The 22694-nt window shown below is 63.1% G+C and carries 16 protein-coding genes and 2 pseudogenes; 6 read left to right on the plus strand and 12 right to left on the minus strand.

What is annotated here, in order from left to right; translation table 11 throughout:
* Positions 1–58 precede the first annotated feature (58 nt).
* The 9 genes and pseudogenes from ast to kbaZ all read right to left on the minus strand — a co-directional run bounded on the left by ast (position 59) and on the right by kbaZ (position 9227).
* Positions 59–1969: a thermostable cytotonic enterotoxin Ast gene (ast, locus tag ACPDZI_RS03695; RefSeq protein WP_438834039.1), complete on the minus strand. Its 1911-nt coding sequence runs from the start codon at positions 1967–1969 to the stop codon at positions 59–61.
* 102 nt (positions 1970–2071) lie between these two features.
* Entirely contained in the window at positions 2072–2926 is an 855-nt protein-coding gene (locus tag ACPDZI_RS03700; RefSeq protein ID WP_270828273.1) for a tagatose bisphosphate family class II aldolase, read from the minus strand.
* Positions 2917–4117 (minus strand): annotated as a pseudogene (gene nagA / locus ACPDZI_RS03705) (N-acetylglucosamine-6-phosphate deacetylase). The gene ACPDZI_RS03700 and the pseudogene nagA overlap by 10 nt, the downstream one beginning before the upstream one ends.
* Positions 4118–4552 (minus strand): PTS galactosamine/N-acetylgalactosamine transporter subunit IIA, encoded by a 435-nt coding sequence (gene agaF / locus ACPDZI_RS03710; protein ID WP_010635027.1) that lies wholly within the window; start codon positions 4550–4552, stop codon positions 4118–4120.
* Positions 4553–4598: 46 nt separating this feature from the next.
* A complete protein-coding gene (agaE, locus tag ACPDZI_RS03715; protein WP_438834040.1) occupies positions 4599–5477 on the minus strand; it encodes a PTS N-acetylgalactosamine transporter subunit IID in 879 nt (292 codons plus the stop codon).
* Positions 5467–6243, minus strand: coding sequence for a PTS N-acetylgalactosamine transporter subunit IIC (gene agaW / locus ACPDZI_RS03720; RefSeq protein WP_011704758.1), 777 nt, complete (start codon positions 6241–6243; stop codon positions 5467–5469). The genes agaE and agaW overlap by 11 nt, the downstream gene beginning before the upstream one ends.
* Positions 6244–6258: 15 nt before the next feature.
* Positions 6259–6732 carry a PTS N-acetylgalactosamine transporter subunit IIB gene (agaV, locus tag ACPDZI_RS03725; RefSeq protein WP_005309404.1) on the minus strand — a complete coding sequence of 158 codons (474 nt, stop codon included), beginning with the start codon at positions 6730–6732 and terminating at the stop codon, positions 6259–6261.
* Positions 6732–7901: an SIS domain-containing protein gene (locus tag ACPDZI_RS03730; RefSeq protein WP_438834041.1), complete on the minus strand. Its 1170-nt coding sequence runs from the start codon at positions 7899–7901 to the stop codon at positions 6732–6734. Before ACPDZI_RS03730 ends, agaV begins: the two co-directional genes overlap by 1 nt.
* Positions 7902–7913: 12 nt before the next feature.
* Complete coding sequence (gene kbaZ / locus ACPDZI_RS03735) at positions 7914–9227, minus strand: tagatose-bisphosphate aldolase subunit KbaZ (protein ID WP_438834042.1); 1314 nt, start codon at positions 9225–9227, stop codon at positions 7914–7916.
* Between the two features lie 272 nt (positions 9228–9499).
* Here kbaZ and ACPDZI_RS03740 point away from each other — a divergent pair, with 272 nt between their 5' ends.
* Positions 9500–10297, plus strand: coding sequence for a DeoR family transcriptional regulator (locus ACPDZI_RS03740; protein WP_005309410.1), 798 nt, complete (start codon positions 9500–9502; stop codon positions 10295–10297).
* A 69-nt stretch (positions 10298–10366) separates the two neighbouring features.
* On the opposite strand, the gene ACPDZI_RS03745 is transcribed toward ACPDZI_RS03740, so the two are convergent.
* The 3 genes from ACPDZI_RS03745 to barA all read right to left on the minus strand — a co-directional run bounded on the left by ACPDZI_RS03745 (position 10367) and on the right by barA (position 14554).
* On the minus strand, positions 10367–11287 hold the full coding sequence (locus tag ACPDZI_RS03745; RefSeq protein ID WP_438834043.1) for an N-acetylmuramoyl-L-alanine amidase: 921 nt from the start codon (positions 11285–11287) through the stop codon (positions 10367–10369).
* Positions 11288–11290: 3 nt separating this feature from the next.
* Positions 11291–11770 (minus strand): DUF1456 family protein, encoded by a 480-nt coding sequence (locus tag ACPDZI_RS03750; protein WP_268014396.1) that lies wholly within the window; start codon positions 11768–11770, stop codon positions 11291–11293.
* Between the two features lie 72 nt (positions 11771–11842).
* Complete coding sequence (gene barA / locus ACPDZI_RS03755; RefSeq protein WP_024946174.1) at positions 11843–14554, minus strand: two-component sensor histidine kinase BarA; 2712 nt, start codon at positions 14552–14554, stop codon at positions 11843–11845.
* 153 nt (positions 14555–14707) lie between these two features.
* Between barA and rlmD the strand changes: the two genes are divergently transcribed.
* The 5 genes and pseudogenes from rlmD (at position 14708) to eno (ending at position 22558) form a co-directional block, all read left to right on the plus strand.
* Positions 14708–16030, plus strand: a complete 1323-nt coding sequence (gene rlmD, locus ACPDZI_RS03760; RefSeq protein WP_438834044.1) for a 23S rRNA (uracil(1939)-C(5))-methyltransferase RlmD — start codon at positions 14708–14710, stop codon at positions 16028–16030.
* A 266-nt stretch (positions 16031–16296) separates the two neighbouring features.
* A pseudogene (gene relA / locus ACPDZI_RS03765) lies at positions 16297–18506 on the plus strand (GTP diphosphokinase).
* Positions 18507–18590: 84 nt separating this feature from the next.
* On the plus strand, positions 18591–19388 hold the full coding sequence (gene mazG, locus ACPDZI_RS03770; protein WP_016349533.1) for a nucleoside triphosphate pyrophosphohydrolase: 798 nt from the start codon (positions 18591–18593) through the stop codon (positions 19386–19388).
* Positions 19389–19529: 141 nt separating this feature from the next.
* Complete coding sequence (gene pyrG / locus ACPDZI_RS03775) at positions 19530–21167, plus strand: glutamine hydrolyzing CTP synthase (protein ID WP_438834045.1); 1638 nt, start codon at positions 19530–19532, stop codon at positions 21165–21167.
* An 89-nt stretch (positions 21168–21256) separates the two neighbouring features.
* The gene (eno, locus tag ACPDZI_RS03780; protein ID WP_005335583.1) at positions 21257–22558 is read left to right on the plus strand and encodes a phosphopyruvate hydratase; all 1302 of its coding nucleotides are present in this window, start codon (positions 21257–21259) and stop codon (positions 22556–22558) included.
* The last annotated feature ends 136 nt before the right edge of the window (positions 22559–22694 follow it).

The following is a 22694-nucleotide window of genomic DNA, read 5'->3' on the forward strand; positions in this document are numbered from 1 at the left end:
CACGAAGAAAAAGGGACGCCACGGCGTCCCTTTTTGTCAGGTCAAACGTGGTCCGGGGTCAGGACTTTTTCGCAGCAGCGGGTTTGGCTCCCGCCGAGGTCAGCTCCAGAGTGATCAGCTCCAGCGGCGCCAGGGTGATGAGGCGGGGGGCATCGAGGGTGGCCGGCACGCTGGCATTGCTGCCGTAGCGCGGCTGCACCGTGAAGCGGGTGGCTTCGCCCGCCGGGATCTCCAGCTGGCGCTGGGGCTCCAGCAGGAATGTCTGCGGCTGGCTGGAGGGGTTGCGCAGGGTAATGAAGGCACGGCTCGGACTCCAGGCCGCCCAGCCATACACCGCCAGCAGGGTGGGGTCGCCGCCGATCCAGTGGCTGTCGAACAGCACGGCCTGATTCTGCTGTGACCAGAGCGCGGCCTTGGCCAGCAGGTCCCAGTTCTGGCTGCTCAACAGTTCCGGCGTGAGATAGAGTTCCTGCAACTGGGTGCCGGTGGCGAAGTAGCTCCAGGCCTGATCGGCGAAGTCTTGCGGTGACTGCCGATCCAGATGCTTGGCCTGTTTGGCATAGACCAGCCCGTGCAGCATCAGGGAGTTGAGCGGGAACAGGGGGCCGTTCTTGACGATGGAGCGATAGGTCTCGGCATCCCGGTAGGTGATCCACTGCTGCACCCTGGAGCCGGGTCCGTAGAAGTTGATGTCATCGCCGCCGCGCCAGATGGAGTCGGCAAAGAACAGCCAGGCGGGGGAGGCGGTGGTGCCGGTGGTCAGGTTGATGAACACCTTCGGATTGGCGGCCCGCGCATCCGCGATCAGGTGGATGGCGGCATCGAAGTCGCTGGTGAAGCGGCTCCCCTCGATCAGCTTGTCCGCATTGCCGGTCCCGTCGAACTTGAAGTGGGTGACCCCCTGATCCTTGATGAGCGACATCACCTTCTGGTGGAAGTTCTGGTAGTAGACCGGGCCGGAGAGGGCGAACTTGCCATCGCTCAGCTCATAGCCGAACTCGGCGGCATGGGAGACCCGCTCATCCCTTGGCTTGTTGTAGCCACCCCAGGGGGAGAGCCAGATCCCGAGCTGGGCATGGTAGCGTTCGGCCGCGCGCTTGAGCTTGCTGAAGCCGTTGGGGAAATCCTTGCTGAAACCCCAGTTGCCCAGTCGATCGTCCCAGCCGTCGTCAAACAGAAAGCCGTTCATGGGCACGCCGCGCCGGCTGATCAGCGCCTCGCCGAACTGATCGATGCGCTTGAGTGCCTCGGCCTCCGTGTAGGGATTGAAGAAGCCGATGTCGAGCCAGGAGTTGTAATGCAGATAAGGAGCGTAGGGGCGATCGCGGGCCTCGTTGAGGAAGCGGTTGAAGTCGCGCCTGAGCTGACCCTCGCCAAAGGTGCCGACATAGGTGCGATAGCTGAGGGGCTTGCCCTGAGCGAGCGGCAGCTTGAGCGGGATCAGCTGGCTGACGCCACCCTCGTAGGCCCGGGTATTGACCAGCGGATTCTGGGGGGTAATGAAGAAGCTGTCGCTGACGATGGGCGAGCTGTTGATGGCGCCATAGACAAACGGCGCCTGGGAGTGGAAGGGAAGCATGGAGAAGCCGTTGATCTTTTTGCCATTCTTGAGGGTGTCGAGGGCAAAGTCGATGCTGGCGTAGCGCTTGTCCCGGCCCAGCCGGATGGCGCTCTTGACCACGAAGTCGGCATTTTCCAACGCCATCTCGATCCGGTCGTCGCGCTTGGTGAATGCGGTGACCCTGAAATCGGCGGAGGGGGTCAGCCGATCATCCGTCCCCTTGATGTCGAACAGGTTGTCTGAGCGAATGAGATCGCCGTTGGCGGTATTGGTGAAGGTCAGCTCCCGGAACTTGCCGGCATCGGTCTCGACCTTGATACGGTACTGGTCACCTTCCAGCGACAGGGTTTCGGCCTGGGTGAAGGGGGTCAGCATGAGCAGCAGCGTCATGGCGGTACGTGCGTGCATGGTTGTCTCCATGTGTTGATTTGAGTCAGATGTGAGTCGGCAGAACCTCGCCTGTGATACCGGGATGGAGGCAGGCCCGCCGCAGCGGGCCCGCCTTTGGGATTACAGCTTGCCGTCGCTCATGCACATGCGGATCTTGGCGGCGACCACCTCCTCCATGGCGGCCATGGCGGGCACCAGATACTGGCGCGGGTCGCTGGCGTCGGGGTGGGAGGCCAGGAACGCCTTCATGGCGTCGGAGAAGGCAATTTTGAGCTCGGTGGCCACGTTGACCTTGCACACCCCGAGCTCGATGCAGCGGCGCACGTCACGGTCGGGAATGCCGGAGGCGCCGTGCAGCACCAGCGGCACCGCTACCCTGGCCCGGATGGCGGCGAGGCGCTCGAAGTCGAGGCGCGGCTCCTCCTTGTAGAGGCCGTGGGCCGTGCCGATGGCGACGGCCAGGGAGTCAATGCCGGTGCGCGCCACGAACTCGGCCGCCTTGTCCGGGTCGGTCAGATGGGCGTTGGCGGCGTCCACGATGAGGTCATCCTCCTGGCCGCCGAGCTGGCCCAGCTCGGCTTCCACGCTCGCCCCCATGCGGTGGCAGAAGGTGACGACCCGCTGCACCTTGGCGACGTTCTCCTCGAACGAGAGGTGGGAGGCGTCGATCATGGCGGAGTGGATGCCGGCCTCGACCTTGTAGTGGATATCCTGCTCGTCCTCGTGGTGGTCCAGATGCAGTACCAGCGGAATGCGGTACTGGTGGGCGGCCGAGGTGCAGATGGAGACCAGGTACTCGACCCCCGCGTGGCGGTAGGTACCCGGCGTGGCCGCCAGGATGACCGGTGAGCTCAGCTTGGCGGCGGTGCGGGCCACCACCTCGACGGTCTCCAGGTTGTGGATGTTGAAGGCGGGCACCGCATAGCCGCGGCGCTGGGCATCTTTAAGCATTTCGTGGGACGAGATCAGATACATGAGGACTCCTTGGCACCCTGGCGGGCACCAGCTTCAGGGAAAGAGAGTGGGGCAGGGGCGGGGAGGATCTCCCGGCCGGCCACCCAGATATGTTGTTGATTGAGTTCCGGGGTCAGGGCTAGCAGGTTGGCCTGCTTGCCGACGGCCAGCGAGCCGAGGCGATGTTCTATCCCCAGCATCCGGGCCGGAGCCAGCGAAGCCATGGGGATGGCCTCCTCCAGCGGTACGCCGGCCAGCTGCACCATGTTGCGCACGGCGCCGAGCAAGGTGAGCGTGCTGCCCGCCAGGCCGCCGGTGTCGGTGCGCACCACGCCGCCCTTCATCTCCACCTGGTAGTCGCCGAGCAGGTAGTGGCCGTCCGGCATGCCGGCGGCGCGCATGGCATCCGTGATGAGCAGCAGACGATCCCTGGCGCAGCAGTGACAGAGTCTGAGCACGCTCGGATGAACGTGGTGGCCGTCGGCGATGAGCTCCAGCCAGGCATCGGGATGCACCAGCCCCGCGCCGACCATGCCGGGTTCTCTGTGGTGCAGGCCGCGCATGCCGTTGAAGCAGTGCACCAGCCCGGAGGCCCCTGCCGCCAGCGCCGCCATGGTGGTGTCATGGTCGGCGGCGGAGTGACCCAGCATCACCCGGATGCCGGCCTGCCTGAGATGACGGATGGCGGCCTGCGCCCCGGTTTTCTCGGGGGCGAGGGCGACCACCTTCAGGGTGCCTCGCGCCACCTGTTGCAGCCGGTCGAGCTCCGCCAGGTCCAGCTCCCGGAACAGGGCCGGGTCATGGGCACCCTTGTTGTCCGGGGTGAAGTAGGGCCCCTCCAGATAGCTGCCGAGCAGTTGCGCGCCCGGCAGGGGACTGGCCATGGCATCGGCGATGCGACCCAGGGTGCTAAGGATGGCGGGCAGCGGGGCGGTGACTGTGGTGGCGAGGAAGGCGCCCACCCCTTCTGCCGCTTTGGCAAGGGAGAGACGGGCCAGGGCGTCGGCCGCCTCGTCCATCACGTCGACGCCGGCCCCGCCGTGGACGTGGCCATCAATGAGGGCGGGCACCAGCAGCTCGACCTCCCTCACCGGGTCGTCGGGCCGGGATGGGGTCGATGGCGGTGATGACGCCCCCTTCATGGGTCAGTACCTGATGTTCCAGCCAGCCCTGCTCGGTCAGCAGGCGGTGGGCGCGGATCCGCTCTGCCATCTAGATTCCCTCCTCGGCCAGGGTCTCGGCCCGCTCGCGCGCCAGCTCGTCCACCAGGCTGGTGAGGCCGCGATGACCGCAGCACAGCGCCTGTTCACGAAACTGGGACGGGGTCAGCTCGCCGCGCTCCATCACCATCTCCAGCAGCAGCTGCAGATTGGTGCCGGTGACCACCTCCCGCCCGGGTTGGCGCAGTGCCAGGGTGGAGGCGACCCGAAACGGGGTTCCCCCCAGCAGGTCGGTCAGAAAGACCACCCCATCCCCTCGCTCAACCTGAGTCAGGGCGGTTTCGCACTGATCCTGCAGCAGGGCCGTGGTGGAGGACTCGGGAAAGTCGATGGCGACCACCGCCTCCTGCTCGCCGAGGATCTGCAACATGGCCTGTTCCATGCCGCTGGCGAAGCCGCCGTGTCCGCAAATGATGATGCCCAACATAATCTGTTCCTTTACAGCAAAGGGCCGGCCTGGTGCCGGCACCGGATTAGAGGAAGCCTGCAAACTTGCCGACGATGCCGAGCACGACCGTGATGGCGATGAGGCGCAGCGGGCTCCAGCCGCGGCGGATCAGCCCATACATGGCCAGGGTGTAGAGCAGCGGCAGGAAGGCGGGCATCAGCTTGTCGAGCACGTCCGCCTGCAGCTTCACCACTGCATCGCCGGCGGTGATCTCCAGAGTGGTGCCGAGCCGCACATAGGTGGCGACCAGGGCGCCGATCACCGTCATGCCGACGATGGAGGCGGCATGGCCCACCTTGCGGGTGTTGGCCTTGATGAGCGGAATGGCGGCCACCCCCATGCGGTAGGCGTAGTGCGCCAGCCCGAAGCGCAGACCGAAGTGCACCAGGTTGAACAGCAGGAAGAAGACCACAGCCCCCATGATGGAACCCTGCAGGGCCAGGTCGGCGCCGATGCCGCCGCAGATGGGCAGCAGGGTGAGCCAGAACATGGCATCGCCGATCCCGCCGAGCGGGGCACCGACCGCGATCTTGGTGCTCTGGATGCTGTTGACGTTCTGCTTGGAGCGCTCCATCGCCAGCACTATCCCCATCACGAAGGTGACCAGGAAGGGGTGGGTGTTGAAGAAGCCCATGTGGCCCTTCATCGCCCGGGAGAGATCCTTGGGATTGCTGTGGATCTTTTGCAGGGCTGGCAGCAGGCCGTAGAGCCAGCCGGAGGCCTGCATCCGCTCGTAGTTGAAGGAGGCCTGCAGCAGCAGGGATCGCCAGGCGAAGCGGTTGATGTCCTGGCGAGTCAGCTCGGCCCCCAGTTGTTGATCTTCGTAGACGTCGTCGGAGACGGCGCGGGTCGGTTGCGGCTCGGCCGCCTGGGCCAGCCGGGTGGCGGTGCTGTTAGATGCCATCTTCAGTTTCCTCCTGGATGGGGCGGGCTTGTGGCGCCGGGTCCTTGCGCATGAAATCGATCAGAGCCATGGCCAGGGCGGCCGCGGCGATGGCCAGCACCGGCAGCTTGAGCCAGGCGGCGGCGACGAAACCGAGGATGAAGTAGGGGATGTAGACATTCTTCATCATGATCTTGAGCAGCACGGCGAAGCCGATGGCGGGCATGATGCCGCCGGCGACACCGAGGCCGTCAATGAGACGGGCGGGCAGCACGTCGATGGCGGTCTTGGCGTGTTCGGCCCCGAAGTAGGTGGGCAGGAAGGCACACAGGAAGTAGAAGGAGCCGAGCGCCAGCAGCGCCAGGTAGTTGACCCGCTCGATGCCGCGCACATCCCCCTGTTCCGCCATCCGGTCACAACGGGACATGACCCCCGACATCACCGAGAAGAGGAAGGTGATCCCCATCTGGACCGCCACCGCGAACGGCACCGCGACCCCGACCGCCACATCCGGCTTGACCCCGGTGGTGATGGCGAAGGTGGCGCCGACTATGGTGCCGATGATGACGTTGGGCGGCTGGGCGCCTGCCAGCGGGGCCAGCCCCATCCAGACCAGCTCCAGGGTACCGCCCACCAGAATGCCGGTGGGCAGGTCGCCGAGGATCAGGCCCACCAGCGGGCCCAGTACCACGGGCCGGTGGAAGTGGGTCAGGCCGTTGAACAGGTCAAGCCCGGCGAAGAACGCCAGCATGCCCAGCAAGAGCCCTTGCAACAAACTGATTTCCATCACAATTGTCCTTAATCAGATGAGGTTGAAAATGTCCTGTGCCGGTTCGGTCGGCACCCCCTGGACAAAGCAGGCGACGTGGGCGTCCTGCAGGGCGCGAAACGCCGCTATGTCCGACTCGTCCACCGATACCGTCTTGTGGATCTGACGCTTGCCGTCGGCGTAGTGCATGTTGCCGACGTTGATGCGGGGGATGGGCACCCCGCCCTCCACCAGGGTGCGAAAGTCCGCCGGACTCTTGCACACCAACAGGATCTTCTGGCGATCGGCGGCCTTGCCGATGTTGTCGATCACCTTCTGCAGCGGCCAGAAGCGCACTGCGATGCCCTCCGCCAGCACCATCTCCATCAGGTTCTGCTGGATGGGGTCCTCTGCGACTTCGTCATTGGCTACCAGCACCAGATTGGCGCCGGCGAAGCCGACCCATTGCACGCCGACCTGACCGTGGATCAGGCGCTCGTCGATACGGCTCAGCACTATGTTCGGCATCAGACGCCTCCTTGCTGGTTGAACGGATAGATGTTGACCCCCTGCACGACCCGGTTGACCCGCCCGCTCGGGCAGGGATTGTCCGGGGTGATGCCCAGCACCAGCGCGGTGTGGAAGGCGTAGTACTGGGCGTAGAGCAGGTAGCAGAGCGCCAGCTCGGCGTCGTCGCCGTTGAGGGGGGTGGGCAGATAGATGTGTTCGCCGGCGCTGATGAGCGGATCCGGCCGGTCGGCCAGGGCGACCACCCGGGCGGCATGGCCGTCCTGGCGCAGTTCGCCGAGCAGGTCCAGATCGTACTGGCGGGTATAGGGATCGTTGGACACCATCAGCACGATCAGGGTCTGCCGATTGATGGCCGACTTGGGCCCGTGGCGAAAGCCGGTGGGGGAGTCGTGCATGGCCATCACCTGGCCGGCGGTGAGCTCCAGCAGCTTGAGGGCCGCCTCCTGGGCCACCCCCTGCAGGCTGCCGCTGCCAAGGTAGATGACCCGCTCCGGCAGCGGTCGATCCCACTCGGGCACCTTCAGTTCGGCCTGGGGCAGAATGGCGTCCCCCAGCGCGATGAGCGGCTGGCTGGCGATCGGGTTGAACTGGCGTGGCAGGAACACCGCCAGACAGCTCAGCATCATGCTGGTCAGGCTGCTGGTCATGGCAAAGCTGCGGTCGTGGGTCTTGGGCGGCATCAGCAGCGCCAGGGAGCGAGCATCCTTCTGGCAGCGGCGATAGAGCTCCCCCTCACCGTTGCAGGTCAGCACCAGGTGGTGGCACTCGCTCAGCAGCTGGCTGGCCAGCTCCACCGCCGCCACGCTCTCCGGGCTGTTGCCGGAGCGGGCGAAGGAGATGAGCAGGGTCGGGCAGTCCTGTGCCAGGTATTCGCCCGGATCGGTGACGATGTCGGTGGTGGCGATCGCCTCGAAGCGGCCGTTGAGGCGGGCACTGAGATAGGGGGCGAGGGCGCGGCCGGCAAAGGCGGAGGTGCCGGCTCCGGTCAGGATCACCCGCAGGTTGCCCCGCGACAGCAGGGGTAGCAGGAAGCGCTCTATGGTGGCGCGGCACTCCTCCACCATGGTGAGGGTCTCCCGCCAGGTGGCGGGTTGCTGGCGAATTTCACGAGCGGTGGCCAGGCCGTTGGCCGACCGCAGCGTCTCTTCTGGATAACCAAGGATCATCTCTACAACTCCTTATACAACCGGGGTCAGCCGGGAGTGGCTGGCGGGGACGGCGCTGCAGGCCGCCGCGTATTGGCGCAGCACCTCCTGCACCTGATCGAGAATGAGGTCGTGAACCCGGGGCGACAGCGTGCCCTGGCGCACCTTGCGGTATTGCAGCGGCAGGTGCTGGCTAAGCAGCGGCAGGGGAATGGGTTCGGCGGCCAGGTTGGCCAGCAGCCGGGCGTAACAGTCGTCGACCCGGCTGTCGGGCCAGTAGTAGCGAATGCGATCGGAGTAGCTGTAGCCGCGGGCCAGCCGGCACTCGTTGGGGCTGCCCTGATAGTGGCTGCGCCAGAAGTCGGGGCGATCCAGCATGGTCTCTTCCAGCACCTGACGCAGGCCCGAGCAGGCCTTGGCCACCACCAGCTCCTCCTCGATGGCGGCGAGGGCAAACAGCGCCTCGCGCAGGGCAAAGGTGAGGGCGGGACCGACCTTGAGGATGGCGAAGTGATCGCGCACCAGCTGGCGGTAGGCGTCCGGGGTCTGGTAATCGGTGGAGTGGGCCTCGAACACCAGATGGGGATAGGCCTCGATCATCCGGCTCAAGGGGGCGGCCCGCTCGGGGCGATAGTCGATGACGTGGGTGTGGTCGAACTCCACACCGGGCTGCACCACCAGACCGATCACCCGCGGCCAGAGCTGGGCCAGTCCGGCCTGCTCGAAGGCTTGCTGGTGGGCGACCAGGGTGTGGCGCGCCGCCTCCGGCGTGGTGACCGCCAGCTCGGCCAGCTCTTCGTGGGCGCCGCCCGGTACCGGCACTTCGGTGCCAATCACATAGACCAGGTCGCTGTGGCCAAACTGCCGGGTGGCGGTCTGCTCGGCCACGTTTGCCAGCCGGGCGGCACGCTCCGCCACCAGCTCGTCGGTCAGCGGCACCGGATCCCCCTGGCAGGACATGCTGCAGTCGAGGTGGATCTTCTTGAAGCCGGCCGCGACATAGCTGGCGATGAGATCCTCGGCGTGGGCCATGGCCTGTGCGGCGGGCTCGCTCTGCCAGCGGTTGGGGCCGAGGTGATCGCCTCCCAATACCAGTCGCTGCACGGGAAAGCGGCACTCGGCGGCGAGCCGGTGCAGCAGGTCGCGAAAATCGACCGGCGTCATGCCGGTGTAGCCGCCAAATTGATCCACCTGATTGGAGGTGGCCTCGACCAGCAGCAGCTGGTCCCCTTGCGCCGCCAGTCGCAGGGCCGCCTCCAGCACCAGCGGATGGGCGGAGCAGACGGCGTAGATCCCGACCTGCTCCCCCTGCTTGTGTTGTGCGACCAGATCCAGCATTGATTTCATTTCCCTCTTCCTCTTGGCCTGAATAAGATGCTTTGCTTTCGATTTCTTTCTTTACCCTAGGCGTACGGCGTTCGAAACGAAATAAAAGCGTGTTCACATCTTGAGCAAGATCACAAAAAGAAATGAATCGAAAGTGTTGTTGCTGTTTTAGGGAGTCTGACGGCACTTTTCAATTCAATGAAAGCTTGATTTGCCATCGAGGCTGAGTGTTAATAGGGAAACGTAACGAAGTGAAAGCTCTACTTTCACCACAGGACTCCGGCAGAGAGACTATGCAAATCACCGAAAAGAGCGTGCTCGGCACCAGCGAGCGACGAGAGCGCATCATTCAGCAGCTGCGCAGCAATGGCAGCGTTCAGGTCAACGAGCTGGCCGGCCACTATCAGGTCTCCACCGTCACCATCCGCAACGATCTGGCATTTCTGGAGAAACAGGGGGTGGCGGTGCGCGCCTATGGCGGCGCCCTGTTGTGTGAATCCGGCCAGCCGGTAGCCGAACGCACCATCGCCGACAAGAGCGTGCTCAACACCCCGGTCAAACAGCGCATCGGCGCCATGGCGGCGAGCCTGGTGCAGCCGGGCTGCCGCCTCATTCTCGACTCGGGCACCACCACCCTGGAGGTGGCACGCCACCTGCGCGATCACCAGGAGATAGTGGTGATGACCAACGGCATGAACGTGGCGAACGCCCTGCTGGAGGCGGAAGGGGTGGAGCTGCTGATGACGGGGGGTCATTTGCGTCGCAAGTCACTCTCCTTCTACGGCGCCCAGGCGGATCTCTCCTTGCAGAACTATCACTTCGACCTGCTGTTTCTCGGGGTAGATGGCATCGACCTGGAGCGCGGCGTCAGCACCCATCACGAAGACGAGGCGCGCCTCAACCGCTGCATGTGCCACGTGGCCGAGCGGATCATCGTCGTGACCGACTCCAGCAAGTTTGGCCGGCTGAGCCTGCACAAGATCATCGATACCCGGCGCATTCACACCCTGATCACCGACGACGCCATTGCGGCCGAGACCCTGGCCGGTCTGCGTCAGGCCGGGATAGAGGTGCTGCTGGTGGAGGCCTGAGTCGGGACTCGACGAAGAATGCGAAAGAGGGACGCCGCGGCGTCCCTCTTTTGTGTTCGGTGACGAAACTCAGCGTTGCTCGGGAAAATAACGCTCGAGCAGGGCAGTGAGGATGGCCTGGCTCTCGGCATCCGGATCACCGCTGACCAGGGCGGGCCGAAAGTGGAGCTGGAAGGCGCGCAGGGCGGCGCGGCTCTGCTCGTCCCAGCTGCCGCTCGGGGCCACACCGTAGCCATAGCGGGCCAGTCGTTGCTGCCAGCCGAGGGCATCCCAGGCCGGTGCCGGCTGCTGGCGCAATTCGGCCAGCCGGCTTTCGTCGGGCCAGGCTCCCACCCCGTAGTGCAGGGCCAGCTCGCGCCAGGGGAAGTGGGGGCCGGGATCCTGCTTGCGCTCGGGGGCGACATCGCTGTGAGCCAGCACCTGGGTGGGGGGGATCTGGTAGCGCTCGACCAGTTCGCGGGTGAGGGCGCCGAGGGCGGCTATCTGCGCCTGGGTGTAGGGCTGCCAGCGACGCTGGTGGGCGGGCAGCAGCTCATCTTGTGGCGGGTAGCCGAGGTTGACGATCTCGATGCCGAGCGAGCTGGCGTTGAGCCCCGCATATTGATGCCAGCGACTGCGGCCGGCATGCCAGGCGCGCTGGCGGTCGGGCACCAGCTGGTAGACCGGCAGTGGCCGCTCATCGGTATCGCGCGGGATCAGGTAATGGGCGCTCACTTGATGGGCCGGCTCGGTCAGCAGGCGCAGGGAGTGGCCATCGTCTTCGTCCGTGTAGTGCAGGATCAGAAAGGCGATGCGCTCGTTCTGGCTGGCGCTCTGATAGTCGTTGTTGAGCCGATAGGGGGCGGGCTGGCAGGCGCCGAGCAGCAGGGCGAGGCAGAGCGCAAACCCGTGGCGAGGAGTGCGCGGGAGGTGAATACCCAGTTGCCATGGCCGGCGCCACCCACCTGCCGCCTGCTTGCGGGATGACGGTGAGTGCAGACGCCGGCCCATGGTTCAGCCGCGATACTTGGCGGTGAGACCGATGAGGAAGTTGCGCAGGATCTGATCCCCGCAATCCTGATAGTGCTTGTGGTCCCGTGAACGGAACAGGGCGCTCAGCTCGGACTTGGAGAGGTTGAAGTGGGCCAGCTTGAGGGTGCCCAGCATGTCCTCTTCCTTGAAGTTGAGGCCGATGCGCAGCTTGCGCAGGATCATGTTGTTGTTGATCCGGTTCGGGATCACCTGGGCCGGCGCATCTTCCCGCGCGCCGCGGCGCGCGAGGATGAAGCCGTCGAGGAACTGACTCAGGGCCGAATCCGGACAGGCGGCAAAGCCCGCTTCCTGCTCTTCCCCTTCCTCCGCCTCTTTGATCAGCCAGCTGTGCAGCTGGGCATGGGTGACGGTCAGGTTGCCCTTGGCAAACATGTCGACCATCTGGTCGTTGCTGATGCTGAGGGCGTAGCGCAGGCGGCGCAAAATATCGTTGTTGGTCATGTCGACTCCTGTGGAAACGGCGCAACTTTACCATCTGGCGGGGCCCGCGTCAGAAAAAGCGGGTTGCCCGGTTCAGGATAGATAGCGTGGCGCCTCCTGGCGTACCTGCTCCATCGCATCCTGCAGCTCCAGCAGCTCGGGCTCGAGTTCGGCCACCGGCACCCCGTCGCGCAACTGCTGTTCCAGCTGGGAGAGCAGCCGCTGCAGGCCGGGGACGCCGGAATAGGCGCAGCCGCCGTTGAGGCGATGGAGCTGGGCCAGCACCTCGCTATCCTCCACCTGGCCGGCAAGCGCCGCCTCCAGCACCGGATCCACCTCGTCGAAACTGGCCATCAGCATGGTCAGCATTTCTTTGGCGAGATCCAGCTTGCCCGCCGCCTGACGCACTGCCAGCGCCCAGTCGATCTGCTGGCTGGCGTGATTCTGGTGGCGACGATGGGCGAAGTCGGTGATGAGCTTGGCCAGCATGGCCTCGTCGATGGGCTTGGCCAGGTAGTCGTCCATGCCCTGGCGGATCAGCCGCTCCCGCTCGCCGGGAATGGCGTGGGCGGTGACCGCGACGATGGGGGTCTCGGTGTTGAGCGACTGGCTGCGAATCGCCTGGGTGGCGCTGATGCCGTCCATGATCGGCATCTGGATATCCATGAAGATGATGTCGAACGGCTGGCTCTGGGCCAGTCTGACCGCCTCTTTGCCGTTCTTGCACACCACCACCTGACTCACCATCTCCTTGAGCATGGCGGCGATGAGCTTGAGGTTGGCGGCGTTGTCGTCCACCGCCAGTACCTTGATCTCCTGCACGCTGCGCGGGGAAGGGGTCGGCAGCGGGGCGCTGCGAACCGCCTCGGGGGAGAGCAGGGCGTGCAGCAGCTTGCGGTGATTGATGGGTTTGGAGAGGCAGTGCTGGGCGCCGTGGGCCAGCATGGCCTCGTAGAGCGAGGGTTCGTGGCTGCTGAGCAGCACTATGGTGTTCTGCTGGCGATCCAGCCCGTCGAGGCGCGCCACCACCTGCTGCGGGCTGTGCTGGGTGCCGCTGCCGATGATCACCATGTCCTGGCTGCTCATTTCGGGCCAGGGGGCGTCGCTGGCGAGGGATTGCACCTCCAGCTGCCACTCCGCCAGCAGGGCGCAGAGGGCCGAGTGGCTGAAGGGATCCGGCTCCAGCAGCCAGACCCGCTTGCCCTGAATGCGATCCAGCGGCAGCTTGTCGGTCTGGGGCAGGGGAGAGACCTCCAGATCCAGGCTGAAGGAGAAGACAGAGCCTTTGCCAAGCTCGGATTCGAACCGGATCTGGCCACCCATCTGCTGTACCAGCTTCTGGGTGATGACCAGGCCAAGGCCGGTGCCGCCATAGCGGCGGGAGATGGAGGAGTCGGCCTGGTTGAAGGCCTGGAACAGCTGGCGCTGCTGCTCTTCCGAGATGCCGATGCCGGTGTCGCGGATCAGCACGTTGAGCCGCACCTTGCTGCCGCTGGCACTGCCGATCTGCTCGATGCGCACATCCACGTTGCCGTGCTCAGTGAACTTGATGGCGTTGCCGGTGAGGTTGGTCAGCACCTGCTGCAGGCGCATGGGGTCGCCGGTGAGGTAGTCCGGCACCTCGGCATCCACTTGCAGGGAGAGCTCCAGCTGCTTGTCGTGGGCGCTGGGGCCGAGCAGGTGCATGGTCTCGTTGAGGGTGTCGCGCAGGCTGAACGGGATGTGCTCCAGTTGCAACTTGCCCGCCTCCAGCTTGGAGAAGTCGAGGATGTCGTTGATGATGCCGAGCAGGTTTCGGGCCGACTTCTCGATGGTCTGCATGTAGTCGGTCTGGCTCGGGGTCAGACTGGTCTTGAGCAGCTGGCGGGTAAAGCCGATGACCCCGTTGAGCGGGGTGCGCAGCTCGTGGGACATGTTGGCCAGAAACTCGGATTTGACCCGTGCCGCCTCCTGCGCCCGCTTCTTGGCCATGTCGAGCTCGACGTTCTGGATCTCGATCTGTTCCAGCGTCTCGCGCAAGTCGGAGGTGGCCTGATCGATGTTCTGCTGCATCTCCTCGTGGTATTCCGAGAGCGCCTTGGCCATGGCGTTGATGCCGTTTTTCAGCATGTCCAGCTCGCCGGTGAGCTGACCGCTGACCCGGGTATCGAGCCGCCCCTCCCTGATCTTGTGCACCGCCTGCACCATGTCGGTGATGGGCTGGGTCACGCTCTTGACCAGCCTGAAGCCAAACAGGGTACTGAAGGCGATGCCGATGAGCACCATGATCACCGCGAAGAAGGTGTCGCGGTATTGCAGGATCATGGCCCGGTCGGTGGTCATCTGCATGGAGATGTAGCCGATCATCGGCGGCTCAACATCGCTTGGCAGCGGGAAGCCATCCATGCTGGTCTCGGCCTGGATCGGGGTGCGCAGTATGATGTCGTCGCCATAGAGGGTGACGCTGGTGAGCTCGGGGATCTGGCTGCCGTCCGGCAGCCGCAGCCGGGTGAAGTCCCTGTGATAGTTGGACGTCACGAACAGCTGGTTGTCCTGGGTGAAGACGGCGATGGACTTGATGAGCGGCGAGTTCTTGCGGTGAGTGAGGCCGATCAGCCGCTTGAGCGACTCGCGGCTGTGCTGGGTCATCCCGTATTCGCTGGCGATGGCCAGCGGCTCTATGATGTTGATGCCCTGATCGATGAGGTTGTTTTCCAGCTGCTGGTAGCGGTGGAAAGTGAAATAGCCGGCCATCAGGCCGCCGATGATCAGGGTCGGCAAGATGGTAAAGGCCAGCACACGCGCCCGAAGGCCGTATTTGGTCATGCGGATGGTCCCCCGATGAGCAGGGTTGGCAATGGCGTAAACGAGCGGGAGCGGGCCCACAGGCCGTATTTGGTCATACTATTATTCTTGTGGGACAATAGCCTGCTGCAGATTCCACAATCATGACATAGCCACCTATAGGCACCAAGTTTTATGGCCCAGTTTTTCAAGCCCCAAAAGAAATCCACCCAGCCCCAACGCATTGAATTTACGGTAGACAGCCTGGATCACCACTGCGTCGGGATCGGCCGCCACCAGGGCAAGGCGATCTTCATCGAAGGGGCGCTGCCCGGTGAGCAGGTCAAGGCCCGCATCCTCGAAGACAAGAAGCAGTATGCCCACGCCGCCCTGCAACAGGTGGTGACGCCGGCGGCCAATCGCATCGCCCCCTTCTGCAGCCACTACCGCGAGTGCGGCGGCTGCAGTGCCCAGCACCTGGCCGAAGCGGATCAGCGCGCCGCCAAGGAGGCCGGACTGGTCAGCCTGTTCGAGCGGCTCGGCAACATCCAGCCTCCGGCGCTGGAGCCCGTGCTGGGCGGAGAGTCCCGCGCCTATCGCCGGGTCTGCCGGCTGGCCATCAAGTTTGACAAGAACGGCCGCTGCACCCGGGTGGGCTTTCGTCGTCGCCAGTCGAACGATCTGGTGGAGATCGGCGGTTGCCCGGTGCTGGCCGAGCCGCTCTCCGTGCTGATCAGCCCGCTGCGTGAGTGTCTCAACCGCCTCAAGAGCCAGCGGGAGCTGGGCCATGCGGAGCTTATCCAGGCCGAGCAGGGGATCCTGATGCTGCTGCGCCATACCGGTCGGCCGACCGAGGCGGATCGGGCGCAGCTGATCGAGTTTGCCAAGACGCAGGGGATCGACCTCTATCTGCAGGCGGCCGACGAGCAGATTGAGCCGCTGCACCAGCAGTTTGCCCCCTCCTACTCGCTGGATGGCCTGTCTCTTGCATTCGCACCCGGTGACTTCATTCAGGTCAATGCGCCGGTCAACCAGCGCATGGTGGAGCAGGCGCTCTCCTGGCTGGAGGCGGGCAAGGATGACAAGGTGCTCGATCTGTTCTGTGGTATCGGCAACTTCACCCTGCCGCTGGCCCGTCAGGCCCGCGAAGTGGTAGGGGTAGAAGGAGAGCTGGCCATGGTGGCGCGCGCCGAAGAGAACGCCCGTCGCAACGGTATCAACAATGCCCGTTTCTACAAGGCGGACTTGAGCGGCGACATCGCCGGCATGTCCTGGGCACGGGAAGGCTTTGATCTGGTGCTGCTGGATCCGGCCCGCCCTGGTGCGTGCGAGGTGATGGAGCACGTCGTGAAACTTTCACCCAGACGGGTGGTCTACGTTTCCTGTAATCCGGTCACCCTGGCGCGCGACAGTCAGGTGCTGGTGAAAGGGGGCTACCGGCTGGTGCGCCTCGGCATGCTCGACATGTTCCCCCATACCGGCCATCTGGAGTCCATGGCGCTGTTCGAGCGCAAGTAACGGGCGCTGCGGGGCAGATGAAACGGTACCGCCGCAGGGGCGTCGGCTTGCCAGGTTGGGTGGCATTTGCCCGGTCCATAACGCTGTCTGGGCGGGCATGATTGGGGTAATCTAGACCCTCGTAAATCGGCAGGGGCTGGCGGAGAACTCTATTGTCTTTCTTGACAATATGCCTTGAAAAAATCTCCGCATATCCCCATTTGAGGCATTCTCATGAGGGGGAGGGGGCGACAGCCTTCGGCCCAATAATTTAAAGGATTGATACCATGGTTGCGGTTCGCGATATTCATTTGAAAGACAACTTCACCCTGGAGGAGTGGGTCAGCTCGCTCACCCTGAGTGACAGTGACAAGGATCAGCTGCGAACCGTCTACCAGTACTGTCTGACGCTCGGTGACGAAGCGCTCACCAACCGCCTGCTGGTGCGCGGGGTCGAGATGGTGGGCATCCTGCTGATGCTCAGCATGGATCTCGGCACCCTCAAGGCCGCCATCATCTACCCCTTCGTCGAAGCCGGTCTCATCAGCCAGGAGCGGATGGACGAGGACTTCGGCCCCAAGATCGCCAAGCTGGTGGAAGGGGTGCTGGAGATGGAGGCCATCCGCTCCCTGCAGACTCTGCACCGCAGTGAAACCTCGCCGGAACAGGTCGACAACGTGCGCCGCATGTTGCTCGCCATGGTCGAGGATGTGCGCGCCGTGGTGATCAAGCTGGCGGAGCGGATCGCCTGCCTGCGGGAAGCGAAGAAGGCGGATGAAGAGACCCGGGTGTTGATGGCCCAGGAGATCACCAACATCTACGCCCCGCTGGCCAACCGGCTCGGCATCGGTCAGCTCAAGTGGGAGCTCGAGGATCTCGCCTTCCGCTACCTGCACCCGGATACCTACAAGCAGATCGCCAGGCAGCTCGACGAGAAACGGCTCGATCGGGAGCGCTACATCCGTGAGTTCGTGCAGTCTTTGCGCGATGCACTGAAAGAGGCGGGGGTCGAGGCCGAGGTCTACGGCCGCCGAAACACATCTACAGCATCTGGCGCAAGATGCAGAAGAAGCACCTCGAATTCAACGAACTGTTCGACGTGCGGGCGGTGCGGGTGGTGACCAAGCGGCTGCAGGATTGCTATGCGGCGCTCGGCATCGTTCACACCCACTTCCATCACATTCCCCGCGAGTTTGACGACTACGTCGCCAACCCAAAACCCAACGGCTACCAGTCCATCCACACAGTCGTGGTGGGGCCTGAGGGCAAGACGGTGGAGATCCAGATCCGTACCGACCAGATGCACCAGGACGCCGAGCTCGGCGTGGCGGCGCACTGGCGCTACAAGGAAGGGGCGCAGGCCGGCGGCAAGGCCAACACCTTCGAAGACAAGATCGAGTGGCTGCGCAAGCTGCTCGCCTGGCAGGAAGATCTCTCCGAGAGCGGCTCCCTGCTCGAAGATCTGCGCAGTCAGGTGTTCGAGGACCGGGTTTACGTCTTCACCCCGAAAGGGGATGTCATCGACCTGCCGGCGGGCGCCACCCCGCTCGACTTTGCCTATCACGTGCACAGCATGATCGGTCACCGCTGCATCGGCGCCAAGATTGACGGCCGCATCGTGCCGTTCACCTATGCGCTGCAGACCGGCGATCAGGTGGAGGTGATCACCCAGAAGGAGCCGAACCCGAGCCGCGACTGGATGAACCCCAACTCCGGCTTCCTGCGCTCCAGCCGGGCGCGGGCCAAGGTGGCCACCTGGTTCAGAAAGCTGGATCGGGACAAGAACATCGCCGCCGGCAAGGAGTTGCTGGAGAAGGAGCTGGACAGGCACAACCTGACCCTCTCCAAGGTGGACAAGGTGGTGCTGGAGCGCTTCCATGCCGACGAGCTGGAAGATCTGCTGGCCGGCATCGGCAGTGGCGACATCCGCATCAACCAGCTGCTGAACTATCTGGACACCCGCTACAACAAGCCGACGGCGGAAGAGGAAGATCGTCGCCTGCTGGAGAAGCTGGAGCAGAAGGCCAACGTGCCGTTCCGGCCCAAGCCCAAGGATCACATAGTGGTGGAAGGGGTCGGCAACCTGATGACCCATATCGCCCGTTGCTGCCAGCCCATTCCGGGGGACGGCATCCAGGGCTTCATCACCATGGGTCGTGGCGTCTCCATCCACCGCGAGGATTGCGAGCAGCTCAAAGAGCTCTCCCGTCGCAACCCGGAGCGGCTGATCGACGCGGTATGGGGGGAGAACTACTCCGGTGGCTACGGCCTCACCATTCGCATCCTCTCCAACGACCGCTCCGGCCTGCTGCGCGACATCACCACCGTGCTGGCCAACGAGAAGATCAACGTGATGGGGGTACGTTCGCGCTCCAACGTGCGCGAGCAGACCGCCGAGATCGACATGGAGCTGGAGATTTACAACATCAACGCCTTCAACCGGGCATTGGCCAAGCTCAGTCAGCTCAACGACGTGATCAGCGCCAAGCGACTCTGATTGTCATCAGCAACCCACTCGTGACCGACCGCCAGGTCGGTCACTGTTTTCCCCCTGCGTTACGAATCAAGAAGCGAATATCCCATGTCCCAACGTTACGACCTGCCTCAACTGCTCGACATCATGGCCAGATTGCGCGACCCGAACGGGGGTTGCCCCTGGGATCTGAAGCAGAGCTTCCAGACCATAGTGCCGCACACCCTGGAGGAGGCCTACGAGGTGGCCGATGCCATCGAAACCCAGGATTGGGACGGATTAAAGGGTGAACTGGGCGATCTGCTGTTCCAGGTGGTGTTCTACGCGCAGCTCGGCAAGGAACAGGGGCTGTTCGATTTCGCCGATATCGTCGATACGGTGAGCGAGAAGCTCATTCGCCGCCATCCCCATGTTTTCTCCGATGCTGACCTTGGCGACGAACAGGCGGTCAAGGTGAACTGGGAGGCAGAAAAAGCCAGAGAGCGGGCCGCGCTCGACAAGGAGAGCGTGCTGGACGATATCCCGCTCTCGCTGCCGGCCCTGACCCGCGCCGCCAAGATCCAGAAGCGCTGCGCCACCGTTGGTTTCGATTGGAAGACCCTGGGTCCGGTAGTGGACAAGATCCACGAGGAGATCGACGAGGTGATGGAAGAGGCGCTGATGGCCGACGTGGACGAGGCGCGGGTGAGCGATGAGCTCGGCGATCTCTTGTTCGCCACCGTCAATCTGGTGCGCCATCTGGGCAAGGATCCGGAGCAGGTGCTGCGGGGCGCCAACGCCAAGTTCGAACGCCGGTTTCGTCAGGTTGAGCAGTTTATCGCCGCAGAAGGGCTGAAAGTGAGCGATTGTTCGCTGGAAAAGCTCGATGCCGCCTGGGACCGGGCCAAGGAAACCGAACAAAGTTGATTTGGCGCAAGATGGGGGCGCCAGGAGCCTGATAGATTTTTGTTCATTGTTTGGGAGAGGGGGTTTTGGTATACTGTTTCCCCGTCCTGCTTCATCCCCGAAGCACCCCTTAAAATTCCCTAAACTTCTTTCAGGTTCAGCATGACGACAAAATATATTTTTGTAACTGGTGGCGTTGTTTCATCCCTCGGCAAAGGCATTGCCGCAGCTTCTCTGGCAGCCATTCTGGAAGCCCGTGGTCTGGATGTGACCATCATGAAACTGGACCCCTATATCAACGTGGATCCGGGCACCATGAGCCCGACCCAGCACGGTGAAGTGTTCGTAACCGAGGACGGGGCCGAGACCGATCTGGACTTGGGCCACTACGAGCGTTTCATCCGCACCAAGATGACCCGCCGCAACAACTTCACCACCGGTCGCATCTATGCCGACGTGCTGCGCAAAGAGCGCCGTGGTGATTATCTGGGCGCCACCATTCAGGTGATTCCGCACATCACCAACGCCATCAAGGAGCGGGTGATTGCCGGTGCCGAAGGCCATCAGGTTGCCATCGTCGAAGTGGGCGGTACCGTAGGTGACATCGAGTCCCTGCCGTTCCTCGAAGCCATTCGTCAGCTGGCTGCCGAAGTGGGCCGCAACAATGCCATGTTCATGCACCTGACTCTGGTTCCTTACCTGGCCGCTGCCGGTGAAGTGAAGACCAAGCCGACCCAGCACTCCGTCAAAGAGCTGCTCTCCATCGGTATCCAGCCGGATGTGCTGATCTGCCGCTCCGACCGTGCCATTCCGGTCGTTGAGCGCGCCAAGATCGCCCTGTTCTGCAACGTGCCGGAGCGCGCCGTCATCTCCATGAAAGACGTCGACTCCATCTACAAGATCCCGGCACTGCTCAAGTCCCAGAATCTGGACTCCTACTTCACCGAGCGTTTCGGTCTGGAGTGTAAGGAGGCCGATCTGGCCGAGTGGGAACAGGTCATCTATGAAGAGGCCAACCCGACCGCAGAAGTGACCATTGGCATGGTCGGCAAGTACGTATCCCTGCCGGATGCCTACAAGTCCGTCAACGAGGCGCTCAAGCACGGTGGCCTCAAGACCCGTCTGTCCGTCAACATCAAGTACATCGATTCCCAGGACATCGAGACTCGTGGCGCCGAGCTGCTGGAAGGTCTGGACGCGATCCTGGTGCCGGGTGGCTTCGGTGAGCGCGGCGTGGAAGGCAAAATTCAGGCGGCCCAGTATGCTCGCGAGAACAAGATCCCCTACCTGGGTATCTGCCTCGGCATGCAGGTTGCCATGATCGAATTCGCCCGCAACGTCGCGGGCATGGAAGGGGCTCACTCCTCCGAATTCAAGAAAGATTGCGCATACCCAGTCGTTGGCCTCATCACCGAGTGGGTGGATGAAGAGGGCAATATCGAGACCCGTACCGAGAAGTCTGATCTGGGCGGTACCATGCGTCTGGGTTCCCAGCTCTGCCACCTGGTCGAAGATTCCAAGGTGCGTCAGATGTACGGCAGCCCGACCATTTACGAGCGTCACCGCCACCGTTATGAAGTCAACAACAAGCTGCTGCCGCAGATCGAGGCAGCCGGCCTGAAAGTGACCGGTCTCTCCGCCGACAAGAAGTTGGTGGAAATCATCGAGATCCCAGATCACCCCTGGTTCGTGGCCGCGCAGTTCCACCCGGAGTTCACCTCAACTCCTCGTGATGGCCACGCCCTGTTCGCCGGTTTTGTGAAGGCGGCAGGCGAGTATCAGAAGCGTAATTTGAAGTAATTGAAAATAAATGCGGTTGGGGCACTGTGCCACAGCCGCTTTTTTTGGCATATTTTTGTTGTTTTTTTACGAAACCTGAGGAAATACACATGTCCAAGATCGTTAAAGTGATCGGTCGTGAAATCATCGACTCCCGTGGTAACCCGACCGTTGAGGCCGAAGTTCACCTGGAAGGTGGTTTTGTTGGTATGGCAGCCGCTCCGTCTGGCGCGTCCACCGGTTCCCGCGAAGCGCTGGAACTGCGTGACGGCGACAAGAGCCGTTTCCTGGGTAAAGGCGTGCTGAAAGCCATCGAAGCCGTAAACGGCCCGATCGCTCAAGCTCTGCTGGGTAAAGATGCCAAGGACCAGGCCACTGTCGACCAGATCATGATCGACCTCGACGGTACCGAGAACAAATCCAAGTTCGGCGCCAACGCCATCCTGGCTGTTTCCCTGGCTAACGCCAAAGCTGCCGCTGCAGCCAAAGGCATGCCGCTGTACGCCCACATCGCCGAGCTGAACGGCACCCCGGGTGTTTACTCCATGCCGCTGCCGATGATGAACATCATCAACGGTGGTGAGCACGCCGACAACAACGTCGACATCCAGGAGTTCATGATCCAGCCGGTTGGCGCCAAGACCCTGAAAGAAGCCGTTCGCATGGGCGCAGAAGTGTTCCACAACCTGGCCAAAGTGCTGAAGTCCAAGGGCTACAACACTGCAGTTGGTGACGAAGGTGGTTTCGCTCCGAACCTGAAATCCAACGCCGAAGCGCTGGAAGTTATTGCTGAAGCCGTTGCCGCTGCCGGTTACAAACTGGGCACCGACATCACCCTGGCTATGGACTGCGCTGCTTCCGAGTTCTACGACGCAGAGAAGAAAGAGTACAACCTGAAAGGCGAAGGTCGTGTCTTCACCTCCAACGGTTTCTCCGACTTCCTGGCAGACCTGACCACCAAGTTCCCGATCGTCTCCATCGAAGATGGCTTGGACGAATCTGACTGGGAAGGTTTCGCCTACCAGACTGCTGAACTGGGCAAGAAAATCCAGATCGTTGGTGACGACCTGTTCGTAACCAACACCAAGATCCTGAAGCGCGGTATCGACAACGGCATCGCCAACTCCATCCTGATCAAGTTCAACCAGATCGGTTCCCTGACCGAAACTCTGGCTGCCATCAAGATGGCCAAAGACGCTGGCTACACTGCCGTCATCTCCCACCGCTCCGGTGAGACCGAAGACGCTACCATCGCCGACCTGGCTGTTGGTACCGCTGCTGGCCAGATCAAGACCGGTTCCATGAGCCGTTCTGACCGTGTTGCCAAGTACAACCAGCTGATCCGTATCGAAGAAGCTCTGGGTGCCAAAGCTCCTTTCCGCGGTCTGAAAGAAGTTAAGAACCAGGCTTAATTTTCGCCTGCTTCCACGCTTTGCAAAGCCCCGCCAATCGGCGGGGCTTTTTCGTTTCTGCCGCCGCTGCGGCGGGTTTCTGCATTTTTTATTCCGGCCCAACCCATCCGGGGCACAGGCTTTCTTTTGTCTTGCC

It is taken from the genome of Aeromonas oralensis, from assembly GCF_049665575.1.
In the GTDB taxonomy this organism is placed as follows: Bacteria; Pseudomonadota; Gammaproteobacteria; order Enterobacterales; family Aeromonadaceae; genus Aeromonas; species Aeromonas hydrophila.